Consider the following 25,369-nt stretch of genomic DNA (forward strand, 5'->3'; position numbering starts at 1 on the left):
TCTCCTTACACTGTTCCTTTTTCATACATTGCACGATTGCGTTCTTTATCTTGTTTTCTTTTTGCTTTTTCAATTTCTTTATTTCTAAACTCAAGCACACTAAATTTAAACCATAATAATGTCGGACTTGCAACAAAAATAGAGCTTAAAGTTCCCGCTATAATACCTATAATTAAAGTCAAAGAAAATCCTTGTATCATTTCCCCGCCAAAGAAATAAAGTATCACAACGGTTGCTAAAGTTAACCCTGAAGTTAAAACCGTTCTTGATAAAGTTGCTGAAACACTTTCATTGATAATAGGTGCAAGTTCGGTTTTTTTACTTGTTTTAATGCCTTCTCTGATTCTATCAAAAATAATAATTGTATCATTCAAAGAGTACCCAAGCACAGTTAAAACAGCAGCCAAAGTATCTAAATTAACATCAATTTTAAATAAAGAAATTGCCCCTAAAGTAATCACAACATCATGAATTTCACTGATTATAGCCGCAAGAGCAAAACGCCACTCAAAACGCAACGCTATATAAATTAAAATTGCTATCAAAGATACAGCTATAGCCATAAGTCCTTTATTTCTAAGTTCATCACCTACTTTTGGACCTACCACATCAGCACGACGCACTTCAAATTTTCCCGTATCCTTTAAAAGAGTGCTTATATGCTCGCCTATATCATTGCTTACATTATCGTTGCTTCCTAAAAAGCGTATGGTTACTTCTTCATTGCTTCCAAATTCAGTTACAGATAAATTTTGAAAAGTTCCTTGTTTTTCTAAAATTTCTCGGATTTGTGTTATAGGAGCTGCATTTTCATATTTAAGCTGAACTAAAGTTCCTCCGCTAAAATCAATACCATATTGCAAACCCCTATCCCAAAGCAAATAAATAGAACCAAAAAACAAAATAAAAGAAAGAGAAATAGCAGCAAAACGCATTCTCATAAAATCATAAATTTTCTTTTCGCTAAAAAACTGCATTATCTTCTCCTGTAACCAAACCAAAATCTTGTATTATTACTTTTTTCTATGCGTTGCATAAAATAATCAAACATTCCGTGAGTTCCTAAAATAGCTGTAATCATAGAAACGACAATACCAATTCCCAAAGTCACAGCAAAACCTTTAACTGCTCCTGTTCCATAGGCATAAAGTGCTACCGAAGTAACTAAAGAAGTGATATTTGAATCTATAATCGCACTCATAGCATTTTTATAGCCTTGTTCTATACTAGCTCTTATATTTACTCCATCTCGCAAGAGTTCTCGTATGCGCTCATTGATAATCACATTTGCATCTACCGCCATACCCACAGTTAAAACAAGTCCTGCCATCCCTGGTAAAGTTAAAGTTGCTCCAAACATAGCCATAACAGCCACTACTACCAAAACATTAACCAACATTGCAATATTTGCAAAAATTCCTGCCACACCGTAATACATCATCATAAATATTACAATAAAAACCGATGCACCGATTAAGGCTATCATACTCATTTTAATACTATCAGCACCTAAAGATGGTCCTATACTTCTTTGTTCAAGTAATTTTACAGGCGCAAGCAAAGCTCCACTTCTTAAAGCTACCGCCACATCACGCGCTTCTTCTTGGGTAAAAGCTCCACTGATTTGCCCACTACCTCCACCTATGCGTTCATTGATAGATGGAGCAGAATACACTTTATTATCAAGTACAATAGCAAGACGCTTTCCAACATTTGCTCCTGTATAATCAGCAAATTTTTTAGAACCCTCGGCATTTAAAGTAAAATTAATTACAGGATAATTACTCTTATCACTAATCCCTACTCTAGCATCAGTAAGCATAGATCCATCTAAAATAGGTATGCTTTTTAAGGTATATTTTAAATTTGGATTTCTAGAATCAGACACTAAAATCAGTCCATAACTCGCAGCCTCAGCATCACTCATTGTAGAAGCTTGACCCATTTTAGAATCATCAACTTCCATAAGTTGCAAATGTGCTGCTTTTGTGATGCGTTCTTTTGCTCTTAGTTCATCTTCTTTGGTTTTAATCCCTGCAAGTTCAACCAAAATCTTATCATCACCTTGTTTAGCAACTGTTGGCTCTGCTAAACCAAATTGATCAAGCCTATTTCTTATGGTTTCAACTGCTTGCAAAAGTGCAAAATTTTCTATATTTTTTACTTCTTCTGAGGTAAAAGAAATTTTATAGTGCATATTTTCACTTTGTATATTAATTCCTTTTATTTCTTTAAGCAAATTTTCAACTTTTGCAATATCTGCATTATCAAGCAAAGTAAATTCTAAAATATCATCATGGGTATTTAAGCCATCATTTAAAATATTTTCTTTATTAAAAGAATAACTCAATGAAGATGCAATTGATTTTATTTTAGATTTTACAGCTTCTTCATTATCTACACCTAAGAGCATATAAAGTCCGCCTTGCAAATCAAGCCCTAAATTAATCTTCGCACCACGTTCTGACTGCAAAAAAGAAGGGAGTGAAAAAGCCACTCCAAAAATAAATACCGCTATAAAAATAATCAAGCGATAATTGATTTTAGAATTACGCATCAATTTTCTTTGCTATAAATTCTCTTGAAATTTTTGCAGTAACATTGTCTTCATTAAGCTTAACTTTGATAAAATCCTCCTCTGGTTTTACGACTTCACAAATAAGTCCGCCATTAGTGATGATTTTATCTCCTTTTTGCAAAGACTCAAGCATTTGTTTATGTGCTTTTGCTTGTTTTTGTTGCGGTCTGATCACCAAGAAATAAAAAATTGCAAATAACACTACAAGAGGTAACAATGAAGTTAAAATTGAATTTTCTGCCATATTTTTCCTTTATTCCAAAAAAATTAAACACTAATTCTATCATTTTTAAAATAATAAAAGTCTTTTTTATTGCAATTTTACTTTCAAATTCTATTTATCTATCATTTTTTGAAAATATTTTTACACAAACTATTAGCCCATTTTTAGCTATTTGGGGGTTAGTTTTACTTCTAAAAAGTAAAAATTCTAAACAATATTTTTGGATAGGTTTTTTTGTAGGGATTCTTTGGTTTTGGTGGATTGGTTTATCTTCAATTTATTTTAATCTAAACTATTTAGTGCCAATTATACCAATTATCATTGGTTTTATTTATGGACTACTTTTTAGATTATGTTATTTATTAAAATTTGATTTTTTAAGGCTTTGTGGAATTTTTTGCATAAGTTTTATTCATCCTTTAGGATTTGATTGGCTTAATTGGGGAATTTTTACAGTTTATGGTTTTTTTGACCCAAGTTATCGTGGCATTATTTGCATATTTTTAATAGCATATTTCATCTATGAGGGTTATATATCAAGATATTATAAAATAGCCATTGTTCTTATTTTATTCTTTAGTGGATTTCAATATAATGAAAAACAAGCTCAAACTCTTAATTTAAACTATAAACTCATCAATACTAATATCTCTCAAGATCAAAAATTTTTACAAGAAAATTTAAAATCAAATTCTGATATCTTAATTCAAGATATACTTCAAGCTATAAATGAAAAAAAAGAACTTGTAATCTTGCCTGAAACCGCTTTTGCTTTTGATTTAAAAAATACCAAATATGAGCTCATGCTTAAAGAATTATCTTATAAAATTACCATTATTACAGGAGCATTTCATGTTGAAAAAGAACATACTTACAATAGCACTTATATCTTTAAAAAAGGCAATGTCTATATTTTAAATAAGCATTTTTTAGTTCCCTTTGGTGAAGAAATTCCATTTTTTAAAGACTTAACAAAAAAATATTTTCTTAAAAATATTGAAGAATTTTCTAAAGGTCCTATACAAAGCAAATATAAATTAGATAATCAAATTATCACAAATGCAATTTGTTATGAAGCTACCAAAGAACAAAACTATCAAAATTCACAAATTATTATAGCCCTAAGCAACAATGCTTGGTTTAATAATAGCAGCGAATACAAACTCCAGCAACTCTTAATGAAATTTTATGCAAGTAAATATGGGGTTAGTGTTTATCATGCTACAAATGGCAAAGAGAATATAGTTATACTCCCTAAAAAGCTTTTAAGTAAAGATTGGAAAAATTTATCCAAAGAAATATTTAATGATAAAAAATAATATTAAAATTTTAATTTTAAAGTAATTTAAGTTATTTTATATTATAATTCTACTCAAACAATATTTTGACTTAGAGGGGTTTTTACCCCAAAGCTAAATTAATTTAGCTTCCTTCCTAACTTTTATATTTATGGGGGATATTGAAAAATATCCCTCTAAGTCAAAAATTAATATAACCTCATTAATTCTTTATAATTATACAAGCCTTATTTAAGCTTGTATAATATTGTTAATTTTTTAAAGTAGCTTTTTAAACTGTTCTAGAGCATCAAGTTTTTCCCAAGGATAGTCCTTTTGTCCTACTTGCCCACGAGCTGCTACATCCGCATAAAGAAAAGTTTCTTTACTTGGTTTATCCAGATGAAATTTATCACGAATCCAATTTGGTGTTAAAGAGAAATTTTGCATAACAAAATCACTTAAAACATCGTCATTTACACTAGTATTTGTGCCCATACAATCCACGCTTACCGAAGTAGGTTTTGCAACACCTATAGCATAACTAAGTTGAACGATACATTTTTTAGCAAGTCCTGCTGCAACTATGTTTTTAGCTAGCCATCTACCTGCATAAAGCCCACTTCTATCAACTTTAGTATAATCTTTGCTCGATTGCGCACCACCACCTATTGGAGAATAACCTCCAAAACTATCTACTATAAGTTTTCTTCCTGTTAAACCACTATCATGCAAAGAAGAGTGATTGATATATTTACCAGTTGGATTGATTAAAATTCTAGTTTTATTCGGATCAAAAAGCTCTTTTGGTAAATTACTATCCAAAATAAGTTTCATTACCAAAGATCTTAAATCTTCTATTTTCATACTTTCAACACAAGGTGCAGAAACCACTATAGTATGAATACTTTGCGGTTTGCAATTTTCAAAATTTGCCTTAGTGCCATAATCAATAGTTACTTGAGTTTTAATATCCACTCCAAGTTCATGTGGATTTGCTTTTGCATAAGCATAAACTCTATCACATAGCATTCTTGCATAACTAATAGCTGCTGGCATATATTCCTCAGCTTCACAACTTGCAAAACCAAACATAATGCCTTGATCACCTGCTCCTGTTTCACCATCTTCTTGATCGACGCCTTGGTTGATATCGGGGCTTTGTTCATTTAAAAACACCATAACATCAACCTCATCAGGATGCAAACACTGCTCTTTGCTAAAATGCCCTGCTCCGTCATAACCAATATTTTTTAAAACATCTTTAACTAAATTATCGTAATCAGCTTTACTAAGCTTGTGATTTGATTTAACTTCGCCTCCTATCACAACCTTATTTCCTGCGACAAAAACCTCACTCGCCACCCTTGAATTTTTGTCATTTTTCAAGAGTATATCCACTATCGTATCAGCGATTATATCAGCGCACTTGTCTGGATGACCTGCACTTACGACTTCTGAAGTGAATAGATACATAAAAAGTCCTTTCATTTAAAATGAACCACAATTGTATCCAAATAAACTTATCAAAGCTTGATAAATTAAAAATTCTCTAAAATTAAGCAAAAGTTAGTTAAAATCAACTTCTAATATAAAAAATATTTAAAAGGTTTTTATGTTTTCTAAAATCATTCAAGGCTACGCTAAAGGCAACCTCATAGTTCAAATTTGCATAGGTATAGTACTAGGAATACTTATAGGCATTAGTTCTAAAGAAATATCTGAAATTGCAAATTTACTCGGAATACTTTTTACAAGTGCCTTAAAAGCTATCGCTCCTATGCTTGTTTTTATTTTAATTTTAATCTCAATTTGCACTAAAGATTTTTCTCAAAGTGGTACTAAGATCAAAAATATTATCATTTTGTATATAGTAGGCACCTTTCTTGCTTCAGCTTGTGCGGTTCTTGCTAATTTTTTCTTCCCCGTAAAGCTTGTTTTAGATGGAATTCAAACCGCTACAAACTCATCTCCAACCCACATGAGTGAGATTTTTAAAGATCTTTTATTTAAAATTGTCGATAATCCTATAAATGCTCTTTCAAGCGGAAATTATTTAGGAATTTTAACCTGGGCAATAGCTGGAGGTATAGCATTAAAACACTGTTCTAACGAAGCAAAACAAGTTTTTATAGATATTAACGAAGGGGTTTTGAAAATTGTTAAATTTGTAGTAAAACTTGCTCCTTTTGGAATTTTTGGACTTGTAGCTAATTCTGTAGCACAAACAGGAGCGCAAGGTTTGATAAGCTATGCAAAACTCTTAATTTTACTTGTAACTACTATGCTTTTTGTTACTTTTGTTATCAATGCTTTAATAGTCTTTTTTTATACAAGAAAAAATCCTTTTCCTTTAATTTTTATCTGCTTAAGGCACAGTGCATTTTTTGCTTTTTTTACAAGAAGTTCGGCAGCAAATATTCCTGTAAATATGGCACTTTGCGCCAAACTTGGCATAGATAAAGAATTTTATGGCATTTCTATACCTTTAGGAGCTACTATCAACATGGCAGGAGCGGCAGTTACTATAGCTATTTTAAGTCTTACTGCAGCCAATACCGTTGGTATAGAAATCAGTCTTTTGCAAGCCTTTTTATTAAGCATTATTGCTACCTTTGCAGCTTGTGGGGCTAGCGGAGTTGCGGGCGGATCTTTACTGCTTATACCTTTGGCTTGTTCTTTATTTAATATAGACTATGATATTGCTATGAAGGTAGTTGCCATAGGTTTTATTATAGGGGTTATTCAAGATAGTGTTGAAACTGCTTTAAATAGTTCTACAGATGTTCTTTTTACAGCAATTTGTTCTAAAAATGAATTAAATTACAATATCAAATAAGGTAAAAACATGCGTCATCTCATCACTACAAAGGATTTTAATAAAGTCGAAATTATGGAGCTTTTTAAAGAAGCAAGTGATTTCTTAGATGAAAAACCTAGAACTTTTCTTAAAGGAAAAAGTATCACGACAATTTTTTTTGAAAATTCTACACGCACCCTTTCATCTTTTGAAAGCGCTGCAAGAAGATTAGGCGCTAGGGTTTTACGCCTTGATGTTTCAAGATCAAGCTCTAGCAAAGGAGAAACTCTTTATGATACTGCTGCTAATTTAGATGCCATGAGTCCTAATGCTATTGTTGTAAGACACGCAAACTCAGGAGTTCCTTTGATATTAGCAAAGCATATGCATTGTCCAGTTGTTAATGGAGGAGATGGAAAACACGCCCATCCTACCCAAGCTTTGCTAGATTTATTTACTATTTATAATCATTTTCAAGCCGATGTCGAAGGTAAGAAAATTTGCATCGTAGGTGATATCAAAAATTCCCGCGTTGCAGCGTCCAATATAGAACTTTTAAGCAGATTTAATCTTGATATTACCCTAGTAGCTCCACCACATTTTATGCCTAATACCCATCTTAAAAAACATTATAAGCTTGATGAGAATATCATAGCAAATTCAGATATCATCATGAGTCTTAGAACACAAACAGAAAGACATAATAAAACCGTTTACGCTTCACTTAAAGACTATGCAAATGATTTTTGCATTCAAAAAAGCTTAGTAAAAGATAAAAAGCTTATTTTACTACATCCAGGCCCTGTAAATCGCAATATTGACATAAGCGATGAAATGATGAGCGATGAAAGAACTTTAGTTTTAAAACAAGTTAAAAATGGAGTGGCCATTAGAATGGCTGTTCTTAAAAAACTCATATTAGAAAATGAAGGATAAAAAATGTTAGAATGGGATTTAAGTGCTTTATTCCACGATAAAGAAGCATTACAAAATTTTACACAAGATCAAATCCAACAAAGTTTAAATTTCAAAAAAAACTATGAAAATAAACTTTATACATTAAATGCTAATGAGTTTTTACAAGCTTTAAAAGATTATGAAAATTTAAATCAAGCCCTTGGCAAAATCATGACTTATGCTTATTTACTTTTTGCTAAAAACACTCAAAATGGTTCTTTTTATGCACAATACGAAGAAGAATGCAAAAAAATAGAAGAAAATTTACTCTTTTTCGAGCTTGAATTTTGCGAGTTAACTCCTGAGAAAAGTCAAGAATTTACAACTTTTTGCAAAGATTATGATTTTTATCTTTCTAATTTATTGCAAAACAAACGCTATAATCTTAGCAAGAATGAAGAACGCATTATGCTCTATCTTTCAAATACAGGTGCAAATGCTTTTAGTAGACTTTTTGATGAAAGCATGAGTGCTTTAAAAATCCCTTTTGAAGGTAAAAAACTTAGCGAAGAAGAAATTCTAAGCAAAATGTATGATGAAGATAGAAAGATACGCAAAAAAGCTGCTAAAAAATTCAGTAAAGTTTTACAAAAAAATAGCAGACTTTTAAGTTTTATTATCAATATGATAAAAACAGAAAGAAAAAATATAAGCTTATTAAGAGGTTATGAAAATGCTGAAATTTCAAGACATATCAGCAATCAAATTTCGCAAAAAAGCGTTGATTCCTTGATAGCAAGTGCACAAAAACATTTTAACTTAGTATCGCAATTTTACAAAAGAAAAAAACAAATTTTGGGCTATGATGAGCTTAAAGACTATGATAGATATGCACCCATAGGAAAAGAAGCAAGTTTTGATTTTAAAACAAGTAAAAATATTGTTTTAGAGGCATTTCAAGCTTTTTCTCCGCAATTTTATGATATAGCAAAAAATGCTTTTAATCAAGGCTGGATTGATGTTTATCCACAAGAAAATAAACAAGGGGGTGCTTTTTCACATTCTGCAACTTCTGATGCACATCCTTTTGTTTTATTAAACTACACCGATAAAAGGCGTGATCTTTTTACACTTGCACATGAATTAGGACACACCATCCATCAAAAACTTTCTTATAATATAAGCTATTTAAATCAAAACACGCCTTTAACCACCGCAGAAACAGCTTCAGTTTTTGCTGAAATGCTCGTATTTGATTTTATTAAAGATAAGTTAAAAAAAGAAGAACTCCTATCTTTATATGCAAATAAAATCGAAGATATTTTTGCAACTTTTTATAGACAAATTAATTTTACTTGTTTTGAAAGACGCTTACATGCTCAAGAAAATGAACTTAGCACCGAAGAAATCAATAAAATTTGGATGGAAGAATCTCAAAAGATGTTTCAAGACAGCGTAAAACTTACAAAAAATTATGCTTCTTGGTGGAGTTATATTCCTCATTTTATCCATTCTCCTTTTTACTGCTATGCTTATGCTTATGCGCAACTTTTAGTTTTAGCTCTTTATGGACTTTACAAAAGTAAAAAATGTGAAAATTTTAAAGAACTTTATATCAAAATGCTTTCTTTAGGTGGAAGCGTGAGTCCAAAAGAACTAGTAGGAATGTTTGGCTTTGATATAGAAGATGAAAATTTTTGGGAAATAGGCATAAAAGAAATTCAAAAACTCATCAATGAATTTATGGAGTTACAATCATGCTAGAAACAATCTTAAAAAATGAAAATTTTATCCATACCATGCAAAAGCATTGCTATGAAGTTATTTCACACCTTATAGAAGAAAATATAGAATTTTCCATAGTTGCAAATACAAATTTCATAGATTTTAACCCTGAACTTCCCAAAGAGCTTGATGTTAAACAAAATCCTTATGCTCTTTTTGCTCTTGGAGGATACACCTTTGAATCCATACAACTAAATAAAGATTTCATTCAATTTCACGCAGGTTTTGGAAATGATGATTTTGATAGTTTTGTAAAGGTTGATTTAGGAGCTATCACGCAAATTCAAATAGAAAATAGCATTTTATTTGTTAATTTTAGCCTTTACAAACGTGAAGATAGTAAAAATTTACAAAAATCTAAAAATATATTTTTAAATAATCCAAAAAATAAAGATATTTTCAAAAAATGAATCTATTTGAAGATTTAAATGATAGTCAAAAACAGGCAGTAAGCCACATTGATGGAGCTATGCTTATCCTAGCGGGTGCAGGTAGTGGAAAAACCAAAACTATTACCACTCGTCTTGCTTATCTTATCGGTGAAGTAGGCATCCCCTCGCATAACACTCTTACTCTTACTTTTACAAATAAAGCAGCTAGTGTTATGCGTCATAGAGCGTTAAATTTTCTACAAGGCAATCACAATCCTTTGCTTTGCACCTTTCATAAATTTGGACTTTTATTTTTAAAACTCCATTTTGAAAGATTGGAGCGTAAAAATAGTTTTATTGTTATCGATACAGATGATACAAAAAAAATAATTAAAGACTTAATCCATGATAAAAACAAAGATAATGTCTATGATATTATCAAATACATATCTTATTGCAAAAATGAAGGCAAAAGAGTAAGCAATGTCTTTGAAGATTTAAATTTACTAAAAGAACATAATTTTGAAAAATATCAAAATGAATACAAATTTGCCAACTATTACCGTGCTTATGAAGAATACTTATTAAAGCAAAATTTTGTAGATTTTGATGATCTTTTATTGCTAAGCAATCTCATTTTAGAAAATGATATAAATTTTGCCAAAGAACAAAGCTTACTTTATAATTACATTACAGTTGATGAGTATCAAGATACTAATACCTTGCAATATAAAATTCTAAAAAATCTATGTTGTATGCATGAAAATATCACAGTTGTTGGTGATGATGATCAAAGTATTTATAGTTGGCGTGGAGCAAAAATTGAAAATATTTTAAATTTTCAAAACGATTTTAAAAATGTTAAACTTGTAAAACTTGAACAAAACTATCGTTCAGTAGGGACTATTTTACAAGCAGCAAATAATCTCATATCTCACAATGAGCAACGACTTGGAAAAACTTTAATCTGCACTAAAGATACTGGGGAAAATATTAAAATATTAAAAAACGAAAACGAAAAACATGAAGGTTTATATATCGCTCAAGAAGTGAAAAAATTGCTAAATTCTGGAGTAGAAGCTAAAGAGATCGCCGTTTTATTTCGAGTTAATGCACTATCAAGAGCAATAGAAGAAGCATTTATGAAGGAAAAAATTTCTTATAAACTGCTTAGCGGTATGCGTTTTTATGAGAGATTAGAAATAAAAGATTTAATCTCGTATCTTAGACTTATCTTAAATCCAAATGATGATTTGTCATTTAGGCGTATTATTAATCGCCCTAAAAGATCCATAGGGGAAAAAGCCTTAAAAAATTTAGAAGAATATGCAAAAAAACGTCAAATTTCACTTTTTGATGCCTTATGTGAGAGCGATGGCGGTATAGGAATTTTAACAACAAAAAAAGCGCAAAATGAAGCAAATATTTTTATACAAAATATTCACACTCTAAAAAGCTACGATAATGCAAAAAAAGTTTTTGACAATATGGAAGAATTATTTAAAATCAAAGATTATTTTTCAGAGCAAGATGATGGAGATGAAAGAATCAGAAATCTTGATGAGTTTTATGCTAATCTAAGAGAAAAACTCAAAGAAGATCCCGAAGCTTCTTTAGAAGATCTACTTAGTGAAATTTCTTTATTAAGTGATCAAGATAATTTAGATGAAGAATGTGTTTGCTTGATGAGTATTCATGCTAGCAAAGGTTTGGAATTTGATTATGTTTTTATAATAGGCTTTGATGAAGGATTTTTTCCTTTAAATAGCGAAGAAAATCTCGAAGAAGAACGCCGTCTTGCTTATGTTGCCATCACTCGCGCCAAGAAATTTCTCACAATAAGTGTTGCAAATTCTCGTTTTTATCATGGTTCAAGAGCAAGCATCAATCCTAGCCGCTTCTTAGAAGAAAGTAAATTAATCAATGAAAAATCAAAAAATCAAAATATACAAAAAACTAGTTTTTGCAAAGGAGATCTAGTTAAACATAAAATTTTTGGCATTGGCAGGGTTGTTGAAGTTAATAAAAGCGGAAAAGAGGAAAAGCTTAATATTAATTTTGGTGGTATAATACGTGTAATCATGGCAAGCTTTGTGGAAAAAGCAGTATGAACAAGATCTTTGCAGCCTTTAAACCAAGGGGTTTGAGTTCTAATGCCTTTTTAAGTACTTTAAAGAAAAAATATAAAAATAAAAAAGCAGGATATTCTGGCACTCTTGATCCTTTCGCCAAAGGGGTTTTAATCGTTGCATTTGGACAATACACAAAACTTTTCCGTTTTTTAAAAAAAACTCCAAAAACCTATAAAGCTACTTTATGGCTTGGAGTTTACTCCTTAAGTCTTGATGATCAAAATATAAAAGAAATTAAAAATATAAAAGAATTTGATCTTGCAAATTTACAACAAATCATTGATCAAATGCAAGGAATTATCTCCTATACACCACCGCAATTTAGCGCCAAAAGAATCAATGGAACTCGCGCCTATGAACTTGCAAAAAAAGGTATAGAAGCAAATTTAAAACCTTGCCAAATGGAAGTATTTGATTGCAAGATTTTAAGCTATAATCATCCTTTTTTAAATATCGAAATCACAGTCAGTGAAGGTGCTTATATAAGATCTTATTGTGAACTTTTTGCTAGAAAACTAGGTATTAATGCGACTTTAAGCTCTTTAGAGCGCATTAAAGAAGGCAAATTTGTTTATAATAATGAGAAAAGCTTAAATGTGTTAAAATACATTAACCTAAAGCCAAATTTTATCAAGGATTTAAATAAACTCGAAAATGGTGCTAAAATTTTTGTCGAAGAATTAGAATTTCATGATGAAGGAGATTATTATATTGAAACAGAAAAATATTTTAGCATAATTAATATTAAAGAAAATACAGTAAAATATCTTCTAAATAAGGTTGAAAAATGTTAATATTATCAAGAAAAGAAAATGAAAGTATAATTATCGGAGAAGGTATAGAAATCAAAGTCGTTCAAACAGGGAAAGGATATGCTAAAATAGGTATAGAAGCTCCAAAATCCCTTATGATACTTAGAAAAGAACTTGTTCAACAAGTAAAGGATGAAAATTTGCATTCTGTTGTTCAGAATGATATTAAACTTGATGACTTAAGCAAAAAACTAATCAAATGAAAGCTTACGCTAAAGCAAATATTTTTTTAAAACTTACCGGTTTTGACTCAAGAAAATATCATCTTTTAGAATCACGATTTATACTTTTAAAAGATCTTTTTGATGAGCTTGAGCTTATTGATAAAGAATCAGATTCTAAAAAAGAATTTGAAATCATTAGTAATTTTAAATGCGAAAATAATATTATTCAAAAGGCTTATTTACTACTTTCTAAAAGATATAATAACGAATTAAAAGAATTATTTAGCAAAAAAAGCCTAAAACTCACAAAAAATATCCCAGTATGTGCTGGACTTGGCGGTGGAAGTAGCGATTGTGCGAGTTTTTTACTGCTAATGAATGAAACCCTAAATTTAAAATTAAACCTGCAAGAACTTATAAATTTAAGCATGCAACTAGGAAGTGATATTGCCTTTTTTTTAAGTGGCTTTCACTCTGCTAATGTAAGTGGCTGTGGTGAAATTATAAAAGAATTTGAAGATGACATACCTAATTTAAAATGGACTTTTCCACAAATATCTTGCCAAACTAAAGCTGTTTATGATGAATTTGATAGAAAAATATTTGACTTTCAAAAAAACAATAATCAAGCACAAATCTACAAAAAACTCAGCACAAAAGAGTTGTTACAAAACTTTAAAAACAAAGAATTAAATGATTTATTTACTCCTTGTGCAACTTTATATCCTAAAATGAAGTTTTACTTACAAGAAGATTTTTTTCTAAGCGGTAGCGGTAGTAGTGTTTTTAAGGTTGATCGATGAAAATTATTGCGAGAAATAAAAAAGCTTTATTTGATTATAGCATCATAGAACGCTTTGAAGCCGGAATTGTCCTTAAGGGAAGTGAAGTTGTAGCCTTAAGGGCAGGAAGAGCAAATCTTAAAGACTCTTTTGTTCGCATTATAAAAAATGAGATTTTTTTACTTAATTCTCATATTTCATTGCTTCACACTACACATTCTTTCTATAAACACGAAGAAAGAGGTGCTAGAAAGCTTTTAATGCATAGAAAGCAAATTGATAAATTATTAGGTAAAGTAAGTATAGAAGGATATACTATCGTTGCATTAGATCTTTATTTTAACACAAAAAATAAAGTAAAAGCCACTCTTGCTTTAGCTAAAGGGAAAAATTTGCACGACAAGCGTGAAACTTTAAAGAAAAAGCAAGCCGATTTAGAAGCTAGAGCTGCTATGAAAAATTATAAATAAAGGAAATTAAATGAAAAAAATTTTAACCCTATTTTTAATAAGTTTAGTATTTTTTCTTAATGCTTGCTCCAAAGAAGAGGAAATTCAAAATGATTTTATGTTTGAAGAGTATCACAAAGGAGATAAAATAGTATTAAATAGTGTAAATGGTGGAAGCAAAACTTTAATAAGAACAGATAAAGGTTTTGTGGTAGAAGGAGAGGAAGGAAAAGTTCTAATGTTTGATTTTTTTGGCACTTTTTGCACCCCATGCAAAGAAGAAGCTTTAGATCTTAGCAAACTTTGGAAAAATAATTCTAGCAAATTTATCATTATAGGACTTACACATTTTGAAGATGTTAGCGATGAAACAGTTAAAAAATTCGCGGATGATTATGGTGCTTACTATTTTCTAAGCAATGACAGTTCTAATGATCGTATTATTGCTCAAATTTTAAAAGATATAGACTATCAAAATATGGAGCAACTTCCTTTTAAAGTTGTTTTAAAAAATGGAATTTATCAAAAAATAAGCGATTACTGGAATAATAATGCTCCAACAAATTTTTATCTTGGCAAAATTCCAACAGAACTCATGCAAGAAGATTTAAATAAAATCTACAAAGGAAAATAATGCCAAAAACCCAAACTCTAGAGCAGACAAAACTTAGTGAACCAAAAATGTATAAAGTTATACTCTTAAATGATGATGTAACAACCATGGATTTTGTCATAGAAATTTTGATGAATATTTTTCATCAAAACCTTGAAAAAGCAAGTCAAACAATGTTAGAAATTCATCACAATGGTTCTGGAATTTGTGGCATTTACACTCAAGAAATAGCTCTTTCAAAACAAAAAAAAGTTATAGATGCGGCTAAACTTGCTAATTTTCCACTACAAGCAAAGGTAGAAGAAGAATGAAATACCAAGAAAATTTACAAAAATATCTTGATAATGCCAAAAATCTAAGCTTAATAAACCATCATGAATTTGTTACCTGTGAGCATGTACTGTTTGCATTACTAAAACTAAGCACTGATTTTAAGGATATATTTGAAGAATTTTCAGATGGAGATCTTGAGCTTCTAGAAACCGAATTAAAAAATTACATTTCTCAAAACAATCAAGTTATTAAACAAGAAATAGAACCTACAATATCTGTTGTTTTAGATGAAATCTTACTTTCATCTAAAAATAAAAATAATGAAATTAAAATTATAGATTTTTTAGAAAAGCTCATACAGGATTCAAGAAGTTATTCTAGCTATCTCTTAAAAAAACACAACATAAATCTTAACAAAATTCAAGAACTTCAAAATCATGAAAATATACAAAATTTAAGCAACCACACAAGTGATTTAACACTTTTAGCTCAAAATGGCAAGATTGATCCTTTAATAGGAAGAAAATTTGAACTTGAAAGAATGATGCAAATTCTTTCACGTCGCAAGAAAAATAATCCTATTTTAGTAGGAGAAGCAGGAGTTGGCAAAACGGCCATTGTAGAAGGATTAGCATTGGCTATTGCGGAAAAAAAGGTGCCTAAAAACTTACAAAATGCAAAAATTTTTAGTCTTGATATGGCTAGTATACTTGCGGGAACAAAATACCGTGGAGATTTTGAGAAACGAATTAAAGAAATTTTAAATGAACTTGAGAAAATACCGAATGCTATTTTATTTATTGATGAAATTCACACTATAGTAGGAGCTGGAGGCACAGGAGAATCTCATACTGATTTTTCCAATCTTTTAAAACCAGCTCTAAGCAATGGAACTTTAAAATGCATAGGTGCAACAACTTTTATGGAATATAAAAATACTTTTGATAAAAATAAACCCCTAAGTCGCCGTTTTGCTAAAATAAATGTAGATGAACCAAGCCAAGAAGAAAGCTTGCAAATTCTGAAAGGATTAAAAAACAAATATGAAGAATTTCATCATATAAAATTAAACGATGAAATTCTTCAATATGCTGTAATTTGGGGTAAAAAATTTTTTAATGATAAATTTTTACCTGATTGTGCTATAGATCTGATCGATGAACTTGGTGCTTCTTTTGCTTTAAATCCAAAAGCTAGAAAAAATGCCAATTTAAAAGATTTAGAAAATGTTTTAGCAAAAATGACCCACCATCACAAAATGTTTGAATTCGATCAAAATAAAGCTTTAATGAATTTAAAAACAAATTTAAAAGCAAAAATTTTTGGCCAAGATGAAGTTATAGATAGCCTTGTTTCATCACTTAAGCAAAGTTTCGCAGGATTTAAAAATTCCAATACACCACGCGGAGTGTTTTTGTTTACTGGATCAAGTGGAGTTGGAAAAACAGAACTTTGCAAAGCTTTAGCTGAATTTTTAGGTTTAAATTTAGAACGCTTTGATATGAGTGAATATGCAGAAAAACATGCTATAAGTAAACTAATAGGATCTCCAGCTGGATATATAGGTTTTGAAGAGGGTGGACTTTTAAGCAATGCTATTCGCAAAAATCCTTTCAGTCTTGTTCTTTTTGACGAAATAGAAAAGGCTCATCCTGATTTAAGCAATACCTTTTTACAGATTTTTGACAATGCCGAGCTCACCGACAATAGCGGTCTTAAAGTAGATTTTAAAAATACAATCATTATTATGACATCTAATCTAGGACTTAAAGAAAGCAATGAGCTTGGTTTTTTAAGTAAAAATGAAGAAAAAAGTAATCGTGCTATCAAAGACTTTTTTGCTCCAGAATTTATTAATCGCATTGATAAAATTTTACATTTTAATGATTTAAACGATGCTATACTTGTTAAAATTATCGAAAAAGAACTTGATGAAATTTCTAAAAATTTAAATAATATAAAATTATCAGCGGATGATAAAGCTAAAATTTATTTAGCTAAAAAAGCCTATAATAAAGAATTTGGAGTAAGGCTTTTAAAACGCATAATTTCTGAGGAGATAGGAGAAAAAATCAGTGATGAAATTTTATTCGGAAAGCTTAAAAAAGGCGGTATAGCTAAAATCAAACTTGGTAAAAATGGAAAGCTCGAATTTATATTCTAAATTACTCAATGCACCTAAAAATGCTCCTGTATTTTTAAGTCAAAATTTAGAAGCTGATTTTATTGTAAAAGCTTATACTTTTGGTCTATTCCCATGGACAAGTAAACCTGTAACTTGGTGGTGTCCAGATCCTAGATGCATTTTAATTCCAAATCAAATTCACATCCAAAAAAATATGAAAAAATTTATTAATCTCTATCAAATTAAACTTGATTATGATTTTTTAAAATTAATTACATTATGTCGCGATACACGCTCTCAAAGCTGGATAGATGATGAATTTATTACCACTTATTATAAGTTATTTACCCAAGGCTATGCGCATAGCCTTGAACTTTATGAAAATAATGAACTTATAGGTGGAATTTATGGTTTAATTTTAGGAAAGGTTTTCTTTGGTGAAAGTATGGTAAGCATTAAAAAAAATGCATCTAAAGTTGCCATGATTAAACTTTGTGATTTATTAAAACCTTATGATTTTATCATAGATTGTCAAGTTTATAACCAACATTTAGAATTCATGGGTGCTCATAATATTTCTAGGAAAGAATTTTTAAATATTTTAAAAGAAAAATGCAATCAAGAAAGTGGTTTTAAAAATTTTAAAGATTTAATGACTTAAAAAATAAGCGTGAAAATCACGCTTATGACATTGCTTTAGCAACTTCAGCAGAGCTTTCACGAATTTTCTCCATACATTCTCTTGCTTCTTTTGCAAGTTCAACACTCTGATTAACATCCTCTAAACCGCTTTTAATACTCTCAACCACTTGTGATGTAACATTACGAATAGAATTAATCGTAGTGGTAATTTCATTAACTGAATGCCCTGTTCTTTCAGCTAAATTTCTTACTTCATCAGCAACAACAGCAAAACCTCTACCATGTTCACCAGCACGTGCTGCCTCAATAGCAGCATTTAAAGCAAGCAGATTAGTCTGATCAGCAATATCACTAATAGTCTGAATAATAGATTTAATTTCATCTGATTGTTGATTTAATGAGGAAACAAGATTTGAACTTTGAGACATCATATCAGCAATATTCTGAACATTTGAAACAGTGTTTTCAATTACACGATCTCCATCTTGAGTAAGATTATCATTTTTTTCTGCAAGTTCGCTTATGAGGCGAAGTTTTTCTTGATCTTTTTTAACTTGTTCGCTTATATCTGTAGCAAATTTAATAACCTTGTAAATTTTTCCATCATCATTTTTAACCGGATTATAACTTGCTTCAAGGTATACTTTTTTATTATTTCTTCCGTATCTTATATATTTACCTGATTGAAATTTACCCTCTCTTAAATCTTCCCAAAATTGAACATAGTCCTTAGAGTGTCTATAATTAGAATCACAGAACATACTATGATGCTTTCCTTTAATCTCATCAATATTAAAATCCATAGTTCTTAAAAAATTTTCATTAGCCGTAATAATAGTCCCATCAGGTTTAAATTCAATAATAGCCATAGAACGATTAGCAGCAGCAATAGTATTTCTAAGATCAAGCATTTCATAATGTCTTTGAGTTATATCATTGGCAAATTTAATAATTTTATAAACATGACCATTATTATCACTAATTGGAAGATAATTTGCTTCTAAATAAACATCTATCCCTCCCTTAGCTATACGTCTAAAAAGACCACTTCTAGCTTTTCCATCTCTTAAATCTTTCCAAAAATCACTATATGCTGAAGAATTAACAACTTCAGACAAACAAAACATACTATGATGCTTGCCCTTGATCTCTGAAAGGGAGTATTTCATAGTTGTTAAAAAATTTTGATTTGCCTCTAAAATAACGCCATCGGTGGTAAATTCAATTACCGCCATGGTATTCCCAATAGATCTTAAAATATCTCCTAAACCATTACACTTTTTTTCAAGTTGTTCAATTATTTCAGTATTGTTTTTCTTAGCACCAAACATAAAACTCACCTTTTTAATAATAAATTATTTTAAAATTATATCATATTTATATAGTATTATTTACTTAAAATTATATTAATTTATAAGTTAAATATATCTTTTAAACCTACAATAATCATCTTAAACCCCATAGCAGCAATAAATACTTGTGCTATACGAGAAAAAACATGTAAAATCAATTTTCCAACTATTTTTTCTATAGTAGCTGCAAAATGAAAAAGTATAAACATAAAAATAAAAGCTATCATTACTCCGCCAAGAGCAACATCAAGCCCACCATCTTCGGCTATAACGATAATACTAGCTAAAGTTCCAGGCCCAACAAGCATAGGAAATGCCATAGGTATTAAACTCTGTCTTAAAATTTCCTTATCATCCATATCCTGATAAGAACTAAAATCCTTAGTTGCAATTTTTGTTGAAAAAAGTAAATTTTTAATAGCCATTATAATAAGGACTAAGCCACCAGAAACCCTTAAATCATCTAATGAAACTCTAAAAATATAGTTCATAAATAAAGGTCCTGATAGTAAAAATACCAAAACTATAGTAAAAGCTGTATAGAGAATAGTTCTAAAAAGTTTTTTTCGAAGCATTAAAGGCAATCCATCACTCATAGCCAAAAATTGAGTTAAATTACCAAAAGGATTTAATATGGCAAGTAAAGTAATTGCAGCAAAGAACATCAAATAAAGCTCAGAACCCATACTAGAAAACACTATCAATCCTTAGCTTTTACAAATTCCAAAGAAATAGAATTTACACAATGTCTTACATTTTTAGCAGAAAATCCTTCTCCTTCAAAAACATGACCTAAATGTCCATTGCAGTTTGCACATACAATCTCGGTTCTAATCCCATCTTTATCAGGAATTCTTTTAATAGCCCCTCTTATTTCATCATCAAAGCTAGGCCATCCGCAACCTGATTTAAATTTATCTTCGGATTTATAAAGCGAAGCTCCACATTGTTTGCATTGATAGATTCCTTTTTCATAAAAATCATTATATTTCCCACTAAAAGGAGCTTCTGTTCCTTTATTTAAAATTACTTTTTTTTCTTCTTCATTTAATTCTTTCATGATCTGCCCTTGTAAAATAATTTTTATATTATATAATTAAAATTTCAATTTTAAATGATAAATTTTTATAATTTTCAAGAAAGTTTTAAATGCAAAAAGAATTTTTTCAAGAACTTCAAGATATTTTATATGAAAAAAATATAACTATAAAATTTCACTCTTTTCAAAATTTTTATGAAGACTTTAAAAGCCACAAATTTATTTTTAATCACGAGCATCAAAGCATTTTCAAAAAAAATACATCGCAACAAATTACCTTGCTTCATCCTACGCGTATAAGAAGGCCTAAATTTCTCAATTCAACTCATGCGCTTGCTAAAATAATTCATTCAGTCGCTCATATAGAATTTAATGCAATTAACCTGGCTTTAGATGCGAGTTATCGCTTTAAAAATCTACCTTTGCAATTTTATTACGATTGGCTGGAGGTGGCAGATGAGGAAATTAAACATTTCAAACTTTTAAATTCAGCACTTGAAGAACTTGGTTACAAATATGGAGATTTTCCAGTGCATGATAATTTAGAATCTGCTCTAGAAGCTACAAAAGACTCTTTAAGCTTTAGAATGGGAATAGTTCATAGAGGTTTAGAAGCTAAAGGGCTTGATGCCAACCCCTTTGTTGTTCAAAAACTTCAAAGTTCCAATCATTCCATTAAAAATCTTTTAATGGAATATCTTGAAATTATACTTAATGATGAAATAAAACACGTTAAAAAAGGAGATACTTGGTGGAAATTTGCAAATCAAAAAAAGTATGATTTTATCGAGCTTTGTAAAACGTTTAAACAATTCTCTCTTGCAGGAAAAAAACTTAACATTCAAGCAAGAATCAAAGCTGGCTTCACTCAAGAAGAATGCGAAGTCATTGAAAAATTTTACTCTTGATTTCTTATCTTAAATTTTGAAACAATAATTGTATATAAAACCCGAATAATTCCATAAAGCACATACAAGCTTGCTAAAATTACTAAACTTTCAAGAGGATAAAGATATAAAAATGAAAATATTATAATTAAAATAATCAAAACTTTTAAAACACTAGAACGATTAAAATCAAGCTTTTTAAAGCTAGGATAGCGTATATTACTTACCATTAAAAGCCCTAAAATTGCTTGAAGCACCAAAAAAACTACACCATAAGGCTTTAAAAAATCATAACTAATAAACGCATAAGTCCATATAGCACTCACAACTGCTGCAGTAGGTATAGGAAGACCTATAAAAACAGAAGGTTCATAAGTGCCTGTGGTAACATTAAATCTCGCCAAACGAATAGCTCCAAAAACCACAAAAAAAGCCGTAATCAAAGATCCAAGCTTTCCAAAATCATAACCTATAGCCATATAAAAAAGAACCGCTGGAGCAACTCCAAAAGCTACTAGATCAGCTAAAGAATCAAATTCTACTCCAAATTTTGAAGTAGAATTTGTAAGTCTTGCAACACGGCCATCAAGCCCATCGCAAATCAAAGATAAAATAATATAAATCAAAGCTGTATAATAATTTCCATGTATTGAAGCTATAATAGAAATAACCCCTAAAAAAGCTGAAGCAGCTGTAAAAAGATTGGGTAAAATATAAATTAGTTGCGGTCTGTTATTCATTATTTTTCCTTACGCAAAATAGCCCAACAATGAACCTGCTTTAATTTCATCATTTAAGCCTATATGAATTCTAGTATCTTTTGGTAAAAGTAAACTTATAGAGCCATTGATTAAAAAACCCATTCTATCTCCTGCTTTTAAATCATGAGAAATATTATCGAGCTTTAATTTTCTATCAAAAGAACCTGCATAGATTCGCAAGGCTATCGTTTTATTCTCTTTAACTTTTGCCAAAATAAAAGCTCTTTCATTCATCATTTTTGCAGATTTTAATTCACTGCACAAAAAAAGCCCATGTCGTAAACGAATATCTATTATAGACATTGCAAAAGGTGTATTAAAATTCCCAGCATCATAAAGAGCATTTTTAATAGTAATTTCAACACATTCACCCAAATCTTTATGATGAATATTTTCTATTTTAGTAACCCTACCATCCATAGGTGCAAAAATAGCTTTTTCATCACTACAAACAAGTTCTCTTTTGGGCGCTCTAAAAAGAAAAATACAAATTACAATTAATGCTAATAGCAAGATGGAAAAAGAATAAAAAATCCACACAAAAATAAAAATCAAGCTTAAAATAATAAGACTTAAATATCCATCTTTTGCAATAAAATCTTTCATTCTTCTACTTTAACTTCAGTTTTAACTTCTTCGAGTTCTTGTAAACGAGTTGGTAGACTATTTTGATCCTCAAACTCTTTAATAATCTCACGCACTTTATTACCTTCAATAGTTTCTTCTTCATAAAGGGCTGCAACCATAGTCTCAATCGCTCCCTTATAAGTATTTAAAGTATCTTTAACATCTTTATAGCGTTCATCTAAGGTTTTCTTTACATAATCATCTAAAGATTCTGCCATCTTTTCAGAATAATCTTTTATGGTTTGTCCACCACTTAAGAAAGTATTTCTTTGTTTTTCAAGCACCATAAGTCCTGCAATTTCACTCATACCATACATAGAAATCATAGCTTTTATAATATCGGTTGCTCTTTCTAAATCATTACTTGCACCCGTTGAAATTTCACCTATAAACACTTCTTCAGCTGCACGACCACCCAAAAGTACATCTACTTCAGCGATAAGTTCATGTTTTTGCATTAAAAATTTATTTTCCTCAGGAGTATTTAAAGTATAACCTAAAGCCGCAAGACCACGCGGAATCACAGAAACCTTACTTACACGTTTTGCACCTTTGGTAGTTTCAGCGATTAAAGCATGACCGCATTCATGATAAGTAACAATTTTCTTTTCTTTTTCATTAATACGACGTGATTTCTTCTCAAGTCCTGCTATAGCTCTTTCAACAGCTTCAACTAAATCATTTTGTTCTACATATTTTTTAGAATCCCTACCTGCTAAAAGTGCCGCTTCATTAATAATATTTGCAAGATCAGCTCCTGCAAGCCCTGCGGTTAAGCGTGCTATGTCTTCTACCTTAACTTTTGGGGAAATTTTGACATCTTTCATGTGCACTTTTAAAATATCACACCTACCTTTAAAATCAGGTTTATCAACTAAAACTTGTCTATCAAACCTTCCTGGTCTTAAAAGCGCTGCATCTAAAACTTCTGGGCGATTTGTTGCTGCTAAAACAATAACTGGGGAACTTTCTGTCCCAAAGCCATCCATTTCAGCCAAAAGCTGATTTAAAGTTTGTTCTCTTTCATCGTTTCCACCCATCATGCCACTTGCTGCACGACTTTTACCAATAGCATCTATTTCATCTATAAAAACAATAGCGGGAGCTTCTTTTTTTGCATTTTCAAACAAATCTCTCACACGAGAAGCACCTACACCCACAAACATTTCTATAAAAGAAGAACCTGAAACACTAAAAAACGGCACATCAGCTTCACCTGCAACTGCTTTTGCAAGCAAAGTTTTTCCTGTACCTGGAGGCCCAACAAGTAAAAGCCCTTTTGGAATTTTAGCTCCCAATTTAATATATCTTTCAGGATACTTTAAAAAATCTACAATTTCTTTTACTTCTTCTTTAGCTTCTTCAACACCAGCTACATCGCTAAATTTTACTTTAGGTTTTTCTGAATTTACAAGCTTCTTAGAACTTCCTATACCCAATATAGAACTTCCCATATTTTTTTGCATACGACTTGCCAAAAACATCCAAATACCAAAGAAAATAAATACTGGCAAAACCCATGAAAAAAGTATATCTGTAAACCAATTTGTTTCAGAATACGCACCATAAGCGATATTTTTACTATCTAGTAAACTCACAAGCTCAGGATCATTAACTTTTTTTGCCGTATAAACAGTATTGTGAGAGCTTGAAATCGCTTTGATTGTTGTTTGTCCTATGCTAACTTGATTGATTTGTCCACTTTCAATAAGCTTTTTTAACTCAGAATAAGGGACATTTTTATTTACTTCATTGCCATTCAATGTCCCGCCAAAAGAACCATTGTCATCAAAAAATCCCTTAAAAATAATTATCATTACAATTGCAAAAATCGCAAAAATAAAAATGGGATTTTTGTTAAAAAAATTATTGCCCTGCGGATTACCCTTATTATTTGGGGTATTATTATTCATTGCTTATCCTTTTTATTATTTTTATATACAAAACTACACCACTCATTGATTTGCATTTCATCAATGAGTTTCAAATCTTGAAATTTTTCTTTAATTCTTGTTGAATATTTATCTAAAATTCCTGACAAAATAAGTATAGCATTATCTTCTAAATGGTTTTTAATATCTTTTTCTAAAATTAAAATCACATCTGCAATGATATTTGCAACAATTAGATTATATAAACCATTTGCTTTATCTATAGATCCACACCAAGCCTTGTGAAAATCGACACCATTTAATCTTGCATTTTCCAAAGAACTATCAATAGCCAACTCATCAGTATCACAAATTTCAACATTACAGCCAAACTTTGCCATAATAATACCCAAAATTCCACTACCACAACCAAGATCTAAAGCTCTTAATTTACTTTTAGAAAATTTTTGTAAAAATTTTACACAAGAATATGTGCTTTCGTGATGTCCTGAGCCAAAGGCTAAGGCTGGATTAATCTTTATATTTATACAATTCTTTTTTTCTTCTTGCCAAGTAGTATGGATGTAAATATTATCCACTAAAATAGGTTTTATGCCTTTTTTATATTCTTGTATCCAGTCCTTGTTTTCTTTCTCTACAAGACTTAAATTAGAAATAATTTTACGGTTTAAATTGAAAGTAGTTGTAAGTTTTTGAGCAAATATTTCAAGTGCCCATGAAAGCTCTTCTAAACTCTCATGGGATCTAATGTAAACACCATTATCTTTCTCTTCTATGGCTTCTATACCTAAATCAAAAGCAAAATCAAGAAATAAATTTTTATACCGCTCTTCTACAATAAAGAACAATTCGTAATATTTTTTTTGCATTTAGAATTTTAAAAATCAG

26 protein-coding genes are annotated in these 25,369 nt (G+C 30.2%); 15 read left to right on the forward strand and 11 right to left on the reverse strand.

What is annotated here, in order from left to right:
• Positions 1 to 5: 5 nt before the first annotated feature.
• The 3 genes from secF to yajC are packed head-to-tail and all read right to left on the reverse strand — an operon-like array spanning position 6 to position 2,822.
• Positions 6 to 977, reverse strand: coding sequence for a protein translocase subunit SecF (gene secF, locus ELQ05_RS00585; protein ID WP_057042810.1), 972 nt, complete (start codon positions 975 to 977; stop codon positions 6 to 8).
• A complete protein-coding gene (gene secD, locus ELQ05_RS00590) occupies positions 977 to 2,557 on the reverse strand; it encodes a protein translocase subunit SecD (protein WP_002866115.1) in 1,581 nt (526 codons plus the stop codon). The genes secF and secD overlap by 1 nt, the downstream gene beginning before the upstream one ends.
• A complete protein-coding gene (gene yajC, locus ELQ05_RS00595) occupies positions 2,550 to 2,822 on the reverse strand; it encodes a preprotein translocase subunit YajC (RefSeq protein WP_002786346.1) in 273 nt (90 codons plus the stop codon). Before yajC ends, secD begins: the two co-directional genes overlap by 8 nt.
• Between yajC and ELQ05_RS00600 the strand changes: the two genes are divergently transcribed.
• Positions 2,795 to 4,120 (forward strand): apolipoprotein N-acyltransferase, encoded by a 1,326-nt coding sequence (locus ELQ05_RS00600; protein ID WP_002856545.1) that lies wholly within the window; start codon positions 2,795 to 2,797, stop codon positions 4,118 to 4,120. The genes yajC and ELQ05_RS00600 overlap by 28 nt on opposite strands.
• 237 nt (positions 4,121 to 4,357) lie before the next feature.
• Here ELQ05_RS00600 and metK read toward each other — a convergent pair whose 3' ends face one another.
• Positions 4,358 to 5,554 carry a methionine adenosyltransferase gene (gene metK, locus ELQ05_RS00605; protein WP_052792493.1) on the reverse strand — a complete coding sequence of 399 codons (1,197 nt, stop codon included), beginning with the start codon at positions 5,552 to 5,554 and terminating at the stop codon, positions 4,358 to 4,360.
• Between the two features lie 139 nt (positions 5,555 to 5,693).
• Here metK and sstT point away from each other — a divergent pair, with 139 nt between their 5' ends.
• From sstT to aat, 13 genes are read left to right on the forward strand one after another with little or no spacing between them, the layout of a single operon-like run.
• A complete protein-coding gene (gene sstT / locus ELQ05_RS00610; RefSeq protein WP_070300964.1) occupies positions 5,694 to 6,917 on the forward strand; it encodes a serine/threonine transporter SstT in 1,224 nt (407 codons plus the stop codon).
• Between the two features lie 9 nt (positions 6,918 to 6,926).
• Complete coding sequence (locus ELQ05_RS00615) at positions 6,927 to 7,814, forward strand: aspartate carbamoyltransferase catalytic subunit (protein ID WP_057042803.1); 888 nt, start codon at positions 6,927 to 6,929, stop codon at positions 7,812 to 7,814.
• Positions 7,815 to 7,817: 3 nt separating this feature from the next.
• Entirely contained in the window at positions 7,818 to 9,539 is a 1,722-nt protein-coding gene (locus ELQ05_RS00620; protein ID WP_070300962.1) for a M3 family oligoendopeptidase, read from the forward strand.
• Positions 9,533 to 9,970, forward strand: a complete 438-nt coding sequence (locus ELQ05_RS00625; RefSeq protein ID WP_002861821.1) for a hypothetical protein — start codon at positions 9,533 to 9,535, stop codon at positions 9,968 to 9,970. Before ELQ05_RS00620 ends, ELQ05_RS00625 begins: the two co-directional genes overlap by 7 nt.
• Positions 9,967 to 12,042, forward strand: coding sequence for an ATP-dependent helicase (locus tag ELQ05_RS00630; protein WP_096702655.1), 2,076 nt, complete (start codon positions 9,967 to 9,969; stop codon positions 12,040 to 12,042). The genes ELQ05_RS00625 and ELQ05_RS00630 overlap by 4 nt, the downstream gene beginning before the upstream one ends.
• Complete coding sequence (truB, locus tag ELQ05_RS00635; protein ID WP_002884967.1) at positions 12,039 to 12,857, forward strand: tRNA pseudouridine(55) synthase TruB; 819 nt, start codon at positions 12,039 to 12,041, stop codon at positions 12,855 to 12,857. The genes ELQ05_RS00630 and truB overlap by 4 nt, the downstream gene beginning before the upstream one ends.
• Positions 12,851 to 13,078 (forward strand): carbon storage regulator CsrA, encoded by a 228-nt coding sequence (csrA, locus tag ELQ05_RS00640; protein WP_002852854.1) that lies wholly within the window; start codon positions 12,851 to 12,853, stop codon positions 13,076 to 13,078. The genes truB and csrA overlap by 7 nt, the downstream gene beginning before the upstream one ends.
• A complete protein-coding gene (locus tag ELQ05_RS00645; RefSeq protein ID WP_096702653.1) occupies positions 13,075 to 13,842 on the forward strand; it encodes a 4-(cytidine 5'-diphospho)-2-C-methyl-D-erythritol kinase in 768 nt (255 codons plus the stop codon). Before csrA ends, ELQ05_RS00645 begins: the two co-directional genes overlap by 4 nt.
• A complete protein-coding gene (gene smpB, locus ELQ05_RS00650; protein ID WP_002852861.1) occupies positions 13,839 to 14,291 on the forward strand; it encodes an SsrA-binding protein SmpB in 453 nt (150 codons plus the stop codon). Before ELQ05_RS00645 ends, smpB begins: the two co-directional genes overlap by 4 nt.
• A 10-nt stretch (positions 14,292 to 14,301) precedes the next feature.
• Positions 14,302 to 14,904, forward strand: a complete 603-nt coding sequence (locus tag ELQ05_RS00655; protein WP_096702651.1) for a TlpA disulfide reductase family protein — start codon at positions 14,302 to 14,304, stop codon at positions 14,902 to 14,904.
• Positions 14,904 to 15,194, forward strand: a complete 291-nt coding sequence (locus tag ELQ05_RS00660) for an ATP-dependent Clp protease adaptor ClpS (RefSeq protein WP_002856038.1) — start codon at positions 14,904 to 14,906, stop codon at positions 15,192 to 15,194. The genes ELQ05_RS00655 and ELQ05_RS00660 overlap by 1 nt, the downstream gene beginning before the upstream one ends.
• Complete coding sequence (locus ELQ05_RS00665; RefSeq protein WP_088303570.1) at positions 15,191 to 17,320, forward strand: AAA family ATPase; 2,130 nt, start codon at positions 15,191 to 15,193, stop codon at positions 17,318 to 17,320. The genes ELQ05_RS00660 and ELQ05_RS00665 overlap by 4 nt, the downstream gene beginning before the upstream one ends.
• Positions 17,295 to 17,942 (forward strand): leucyl/phenylalanyl-tRNA--protein transferase, encoded by a 648-nt coding sequence (aat, locus tag ELQ05_RS00670; RefSeq protein ID WP_002932715.1) that lies wholly within the window; start codon positions 17,295 to 17,297, stop codon positions 17,940 to 17,942. The genes ELQ05_RS00665 and aat overlap by 26 nt, the downstream gene beginning before the upstream one ends.
• A 22-nt stretch (positions 17,943 to 17,964) precedes the next feature.
• On the opposite strand, the gene cetZ is transcribed toward aat, so the two are convergent.
• The 3 genes from cetZ to ELQ05_RS00685 all read right to left on the reverse strand — a co-directional run bounded on the left by cetZ (position 17,965) and on the right by ELQ05_RS00685 (position 20,335).
• Complete coding sequence (gene cetZ / locus ELQ05_RS00675; protein ID WP_070317075.1) at positions 17,965 to 19,254, reverse strand: energy taxis response protein CetZ; 1,290 nt, start codon at positions 19,252 to 19,254, stop codon at positions 17,965 to 17,967.
• 80 nt (positions 19,255 to 19,334) lie between these two features.
• Positions 19,335 to 19,961, reverse strand: coding sequence for a MarC family protein (locus ELQ05_RS00680; protein ID WP_079862154.1), 627 nt, complete (start codon positions 19,959 to 19,961; stop codon positions 19,335 to 19,337).
• A gap of 14 nt (positions 19,962 to 19,975) precedes the next feature.
• A complete protein-coding gene (locus tag ELQ05_RS00685; RefSeq protein WP_070317073.1) occupies positions 19,976 to 20,335 on the reverse strand; it encodes a methionine-R-sulfoxide reductase in 360 nt (119 codons plus the stop codon).
• A gap of 89 nt (positions 20,336 to 20,424) precedes the next feature.
• Here ELQ05_RS00685 and ELQ05_RS00690 point away from each other — a divergent pair, with 89 nt between their 5' ends.
• Entirely contained in the window at positions 20,425 to 21,222 is a 798-nt protein-coding gene (locus ELQ05_RS00690) for a ferritin-like domain-containing protein (RefSeq protein WP_070317072.1), read from the forward strand.
• On the opposite strand, the gene pssA is transcribed toward ELQ05_RS00690, so the two are convergent.
• Genes pssA through ELQ05_RS00710 form a run of 4 tightly spaced genes read right to left on the reverse strand, consistent with a single transcriptional unit; the run spans position 21,213 to position 25,350 of the window.
• Positions 21,213 to 21,941, reverse strand: coding sequence for a CDP-diacylglycerol--serine O-phosphatidyltransferase (gene pssA, locus ELQ05_RS00695; RefSeq protein WP_002859122.1), 729 nt, complete (start codon positions 21,939 to 21,941; stop codon positions 21,213 to 21,215). The genes ELQ05_RS00690 and pssA overlap by 10 nt on opposite strands.
• 9 nt (positions 21,942 to 21,950) lie before the next feature.
• The gene (locus ELQ05_RS00700; RefSeq protein WP_002866132.1) at positions 21,951 to 22,568 is read right to left on the reverse strand and encodes a phosphatidylserine decarboxylase; all 618 of its coding nucleotides are present in this window, start codon (positions 22,566 to 22,568) and stop codon (positions 21,951 to 21,953) included.
• On the reverse strand, positions 22,565 to 24,502 hold the full coding sequence (gene ftsH, locus ELQ05_RS00705; protein ID WP_134239837.1) for an ATP-dependent zinc metalloprotease FtsH: 1,938 nt from the start codon (positions 24,500 to 24,502) through the stop codon (positions 22,565 to 22,567). Before ftsH ends, ELQ05_RS00700 begins: the two co-directional genes overlap by 4 nt.
• Complete coding sequence (locus tag ELQ05_RS00710; protein WP_070317070.1) at positions 24,499 to 25,350, reverse strand: 50S ribosomal protein L11 methyltransferase; 852 nt, start codon at positions 25,348 to 25,350, stop codon at positions 24,499 to 24,501. The genes ftsH and ELQ05_RS00710 overlap by 4 nt, the downstream gene beginning before the upstream one ends.
• Positions 25,351 to 25,369: the final 19 nt, after the last annotated feature.

Origin of the sequence: Campylobacter sp. US53 (assembly GCF_004378995.1) — a bacterium.
Lineage (GTDB): Bacteria > Campylobacterota > Campylobacteria > Campylobacterales > Campylobacteraceae > Campylobacter_D > Campylobacter_D jejuni.

Coding starts and splice junctions, on each gene's coding strand:
- ELQ05_RS00685 (WP_070317073.1), bottom strand. CDS start 20,335: ATGAAAGAATTAAATGAAGAAGAAAAAAAAGTAATTTTAAATAAAGGA.
- ftsH (WP_134239837.1), bottom strand. CDS start 24,502: ATGAATAATAATACCCCAAATAATAAGGGTAATCCGCAGGGCAATAAT.
- secD (WP_002866115.1), bottom strand. CDS start 2,557: ATGCGTAATTCTAAAATCAATTATCGCTTGATTATTTTTATAGCGGTA.
- smpB (WP_002852861.1), top strand. CDS start 13,839: ATGAAAATTATTGCGAGAAATAAAAAAGCTTTATTTGATTATAGCATC.
- ELQ05_RS00630 (WP_096702655.1), top strand. CDS start 9,967: ATGAATCTATTTGAAGATTTAAATGATAGTCAAAAACAGGCAGTAAGC.
- truB (WP_002884967.1), top strand. CDS start 12,039: ATGAACAAGATCTTTGCAGCCTTTAAACCAAGGGGTTTGAGTTCTAAT.
- ELQ05_RS00655 (WP_096702651.1), top strand. CDS start 14,302: ATGAAAAAAATTTTAACCCTATTTTTAATAAGTTTAGTATTTTTTCTT.
- ELQ05_RS00625 (WP_002861821.1), top strand. CDS start 9,533: ATGCTAGAAACAATCTTAAAAAATGAAAATTTTATCCATACCATGCAA.
- aat (WP_002932715.1), top strand. CDS start 17,295: ATGGAAAGCTCGAATTTATATTCTAAATTACTCAATGCACCTAAAAAT.
- yajC (WP_002786346.1), bottom strand. CDS start 2,822: ATGGCAGAAAATTCAATTTTAACTTCATTGTTACCTCTTGTAGTGTTA.
- ELQ05_RS00690 (WP_070317072.1), top strand. CDS start 20,425: ATGCAAAAAGAATTTTTTCAAGAACTTCAAGATATTTTATATGAAAAA.
- ELQ05_RS00620 (WP_070300962.1), top strand. CDS start 7,818: ATGTTAGAATGGGATTTAAGTGCTTTATTCCACGATAAAGAAGCATTA.
- ELQ05_RS00615 (WP_057042803.1), top strand. CDS start 6,927: ATGCGTCATCTCATCACTACAAAGGATTTTAATAAAGTCGAAATTATG.
- secF (WP_057042810.1), bottom strand. CDS start 977: ATGCAGTTTTTTAGCGAAAAGAAAATTTATGATTTTATGAGAATGCGT.
- ELQ05_RS00660 (WP_002856038.1), top strand. CDS start 14,904: ATGCCAAAAACCCAAACTCTAGAGCAGACAAAACTTAGTGAACCAAAA.
- ELQ05_RS00680 (WP_079862154.1), bottom strand. CDS start 19,961: ATGGGTTCTGAGCTTTATTTGATGTTCTTTGCTGCAATTACTTTACTT.
- metK (WP_052792493.1), bottom strand. CDS start 5,554: ATGTATCTATTCACTTCAGAAGTCGTAAGTGCAGGTCATCCAGACAAG.
- csrA (WP_002852854.1), top strand. CDS start 12,851: ATGTTAATATTATCAAGAAAAGAAAATGAAAGTATAATTATCGGAGAA.
- ELQ05_RS00645 (WP_096702653.1), top strand. CDS start 13,075: ATGAAAGCTTACGCTAAAGCAAATATTTTTTTAAAACTTACCGGTTTT.
- ELQ05_RS00710 (WP_070317070.1), bottom strand. CDS start 25,350: ATGCAAAAAAAATATTACGAATTGTTCTTTATTGTAGAAGAGCGGTAT.
- sstT (WP_070300964.1), top strand. CDS start 5,694: ATGTTTTCTAAAATCATTCAAGGCTACGCTAAAGGCAACCTCATAGTT.
- ELQ05_RS00700 (WP_002866132.1), bottom strand. CDS start 22,568: ATGAAAGATTTTATTGCAAAAGATGGATATTTAAGTCTTATTATTTTA.
- ELQ05_RS00665 (WP_088303570.1), top strand. CDS start 15,191: ATGAAATACCAAGAAAATTTACAAAAATATCTTGATAATGCCAAAAAT.
- ELQ05_RS00600 (WP_002856545.1), top strand. CDS start 2,795: ATGAAGTTAAAATTGAATTTTCTGCCATATTTTTCCTTTATTCCAAAA.
- cetZ (WP_070317075.1), bottom strand. CDS start 19,254: ATGTTTGGTGCTAAGAAAAACAATACTGAAATAATTGAACAACTTGAA.
- pssA (WP_002859122.1), bottom strand. CDS start 21,941: ATGAATAACAGACCGCAACTAATTTATATTTTACCCAATCTTTTTACA.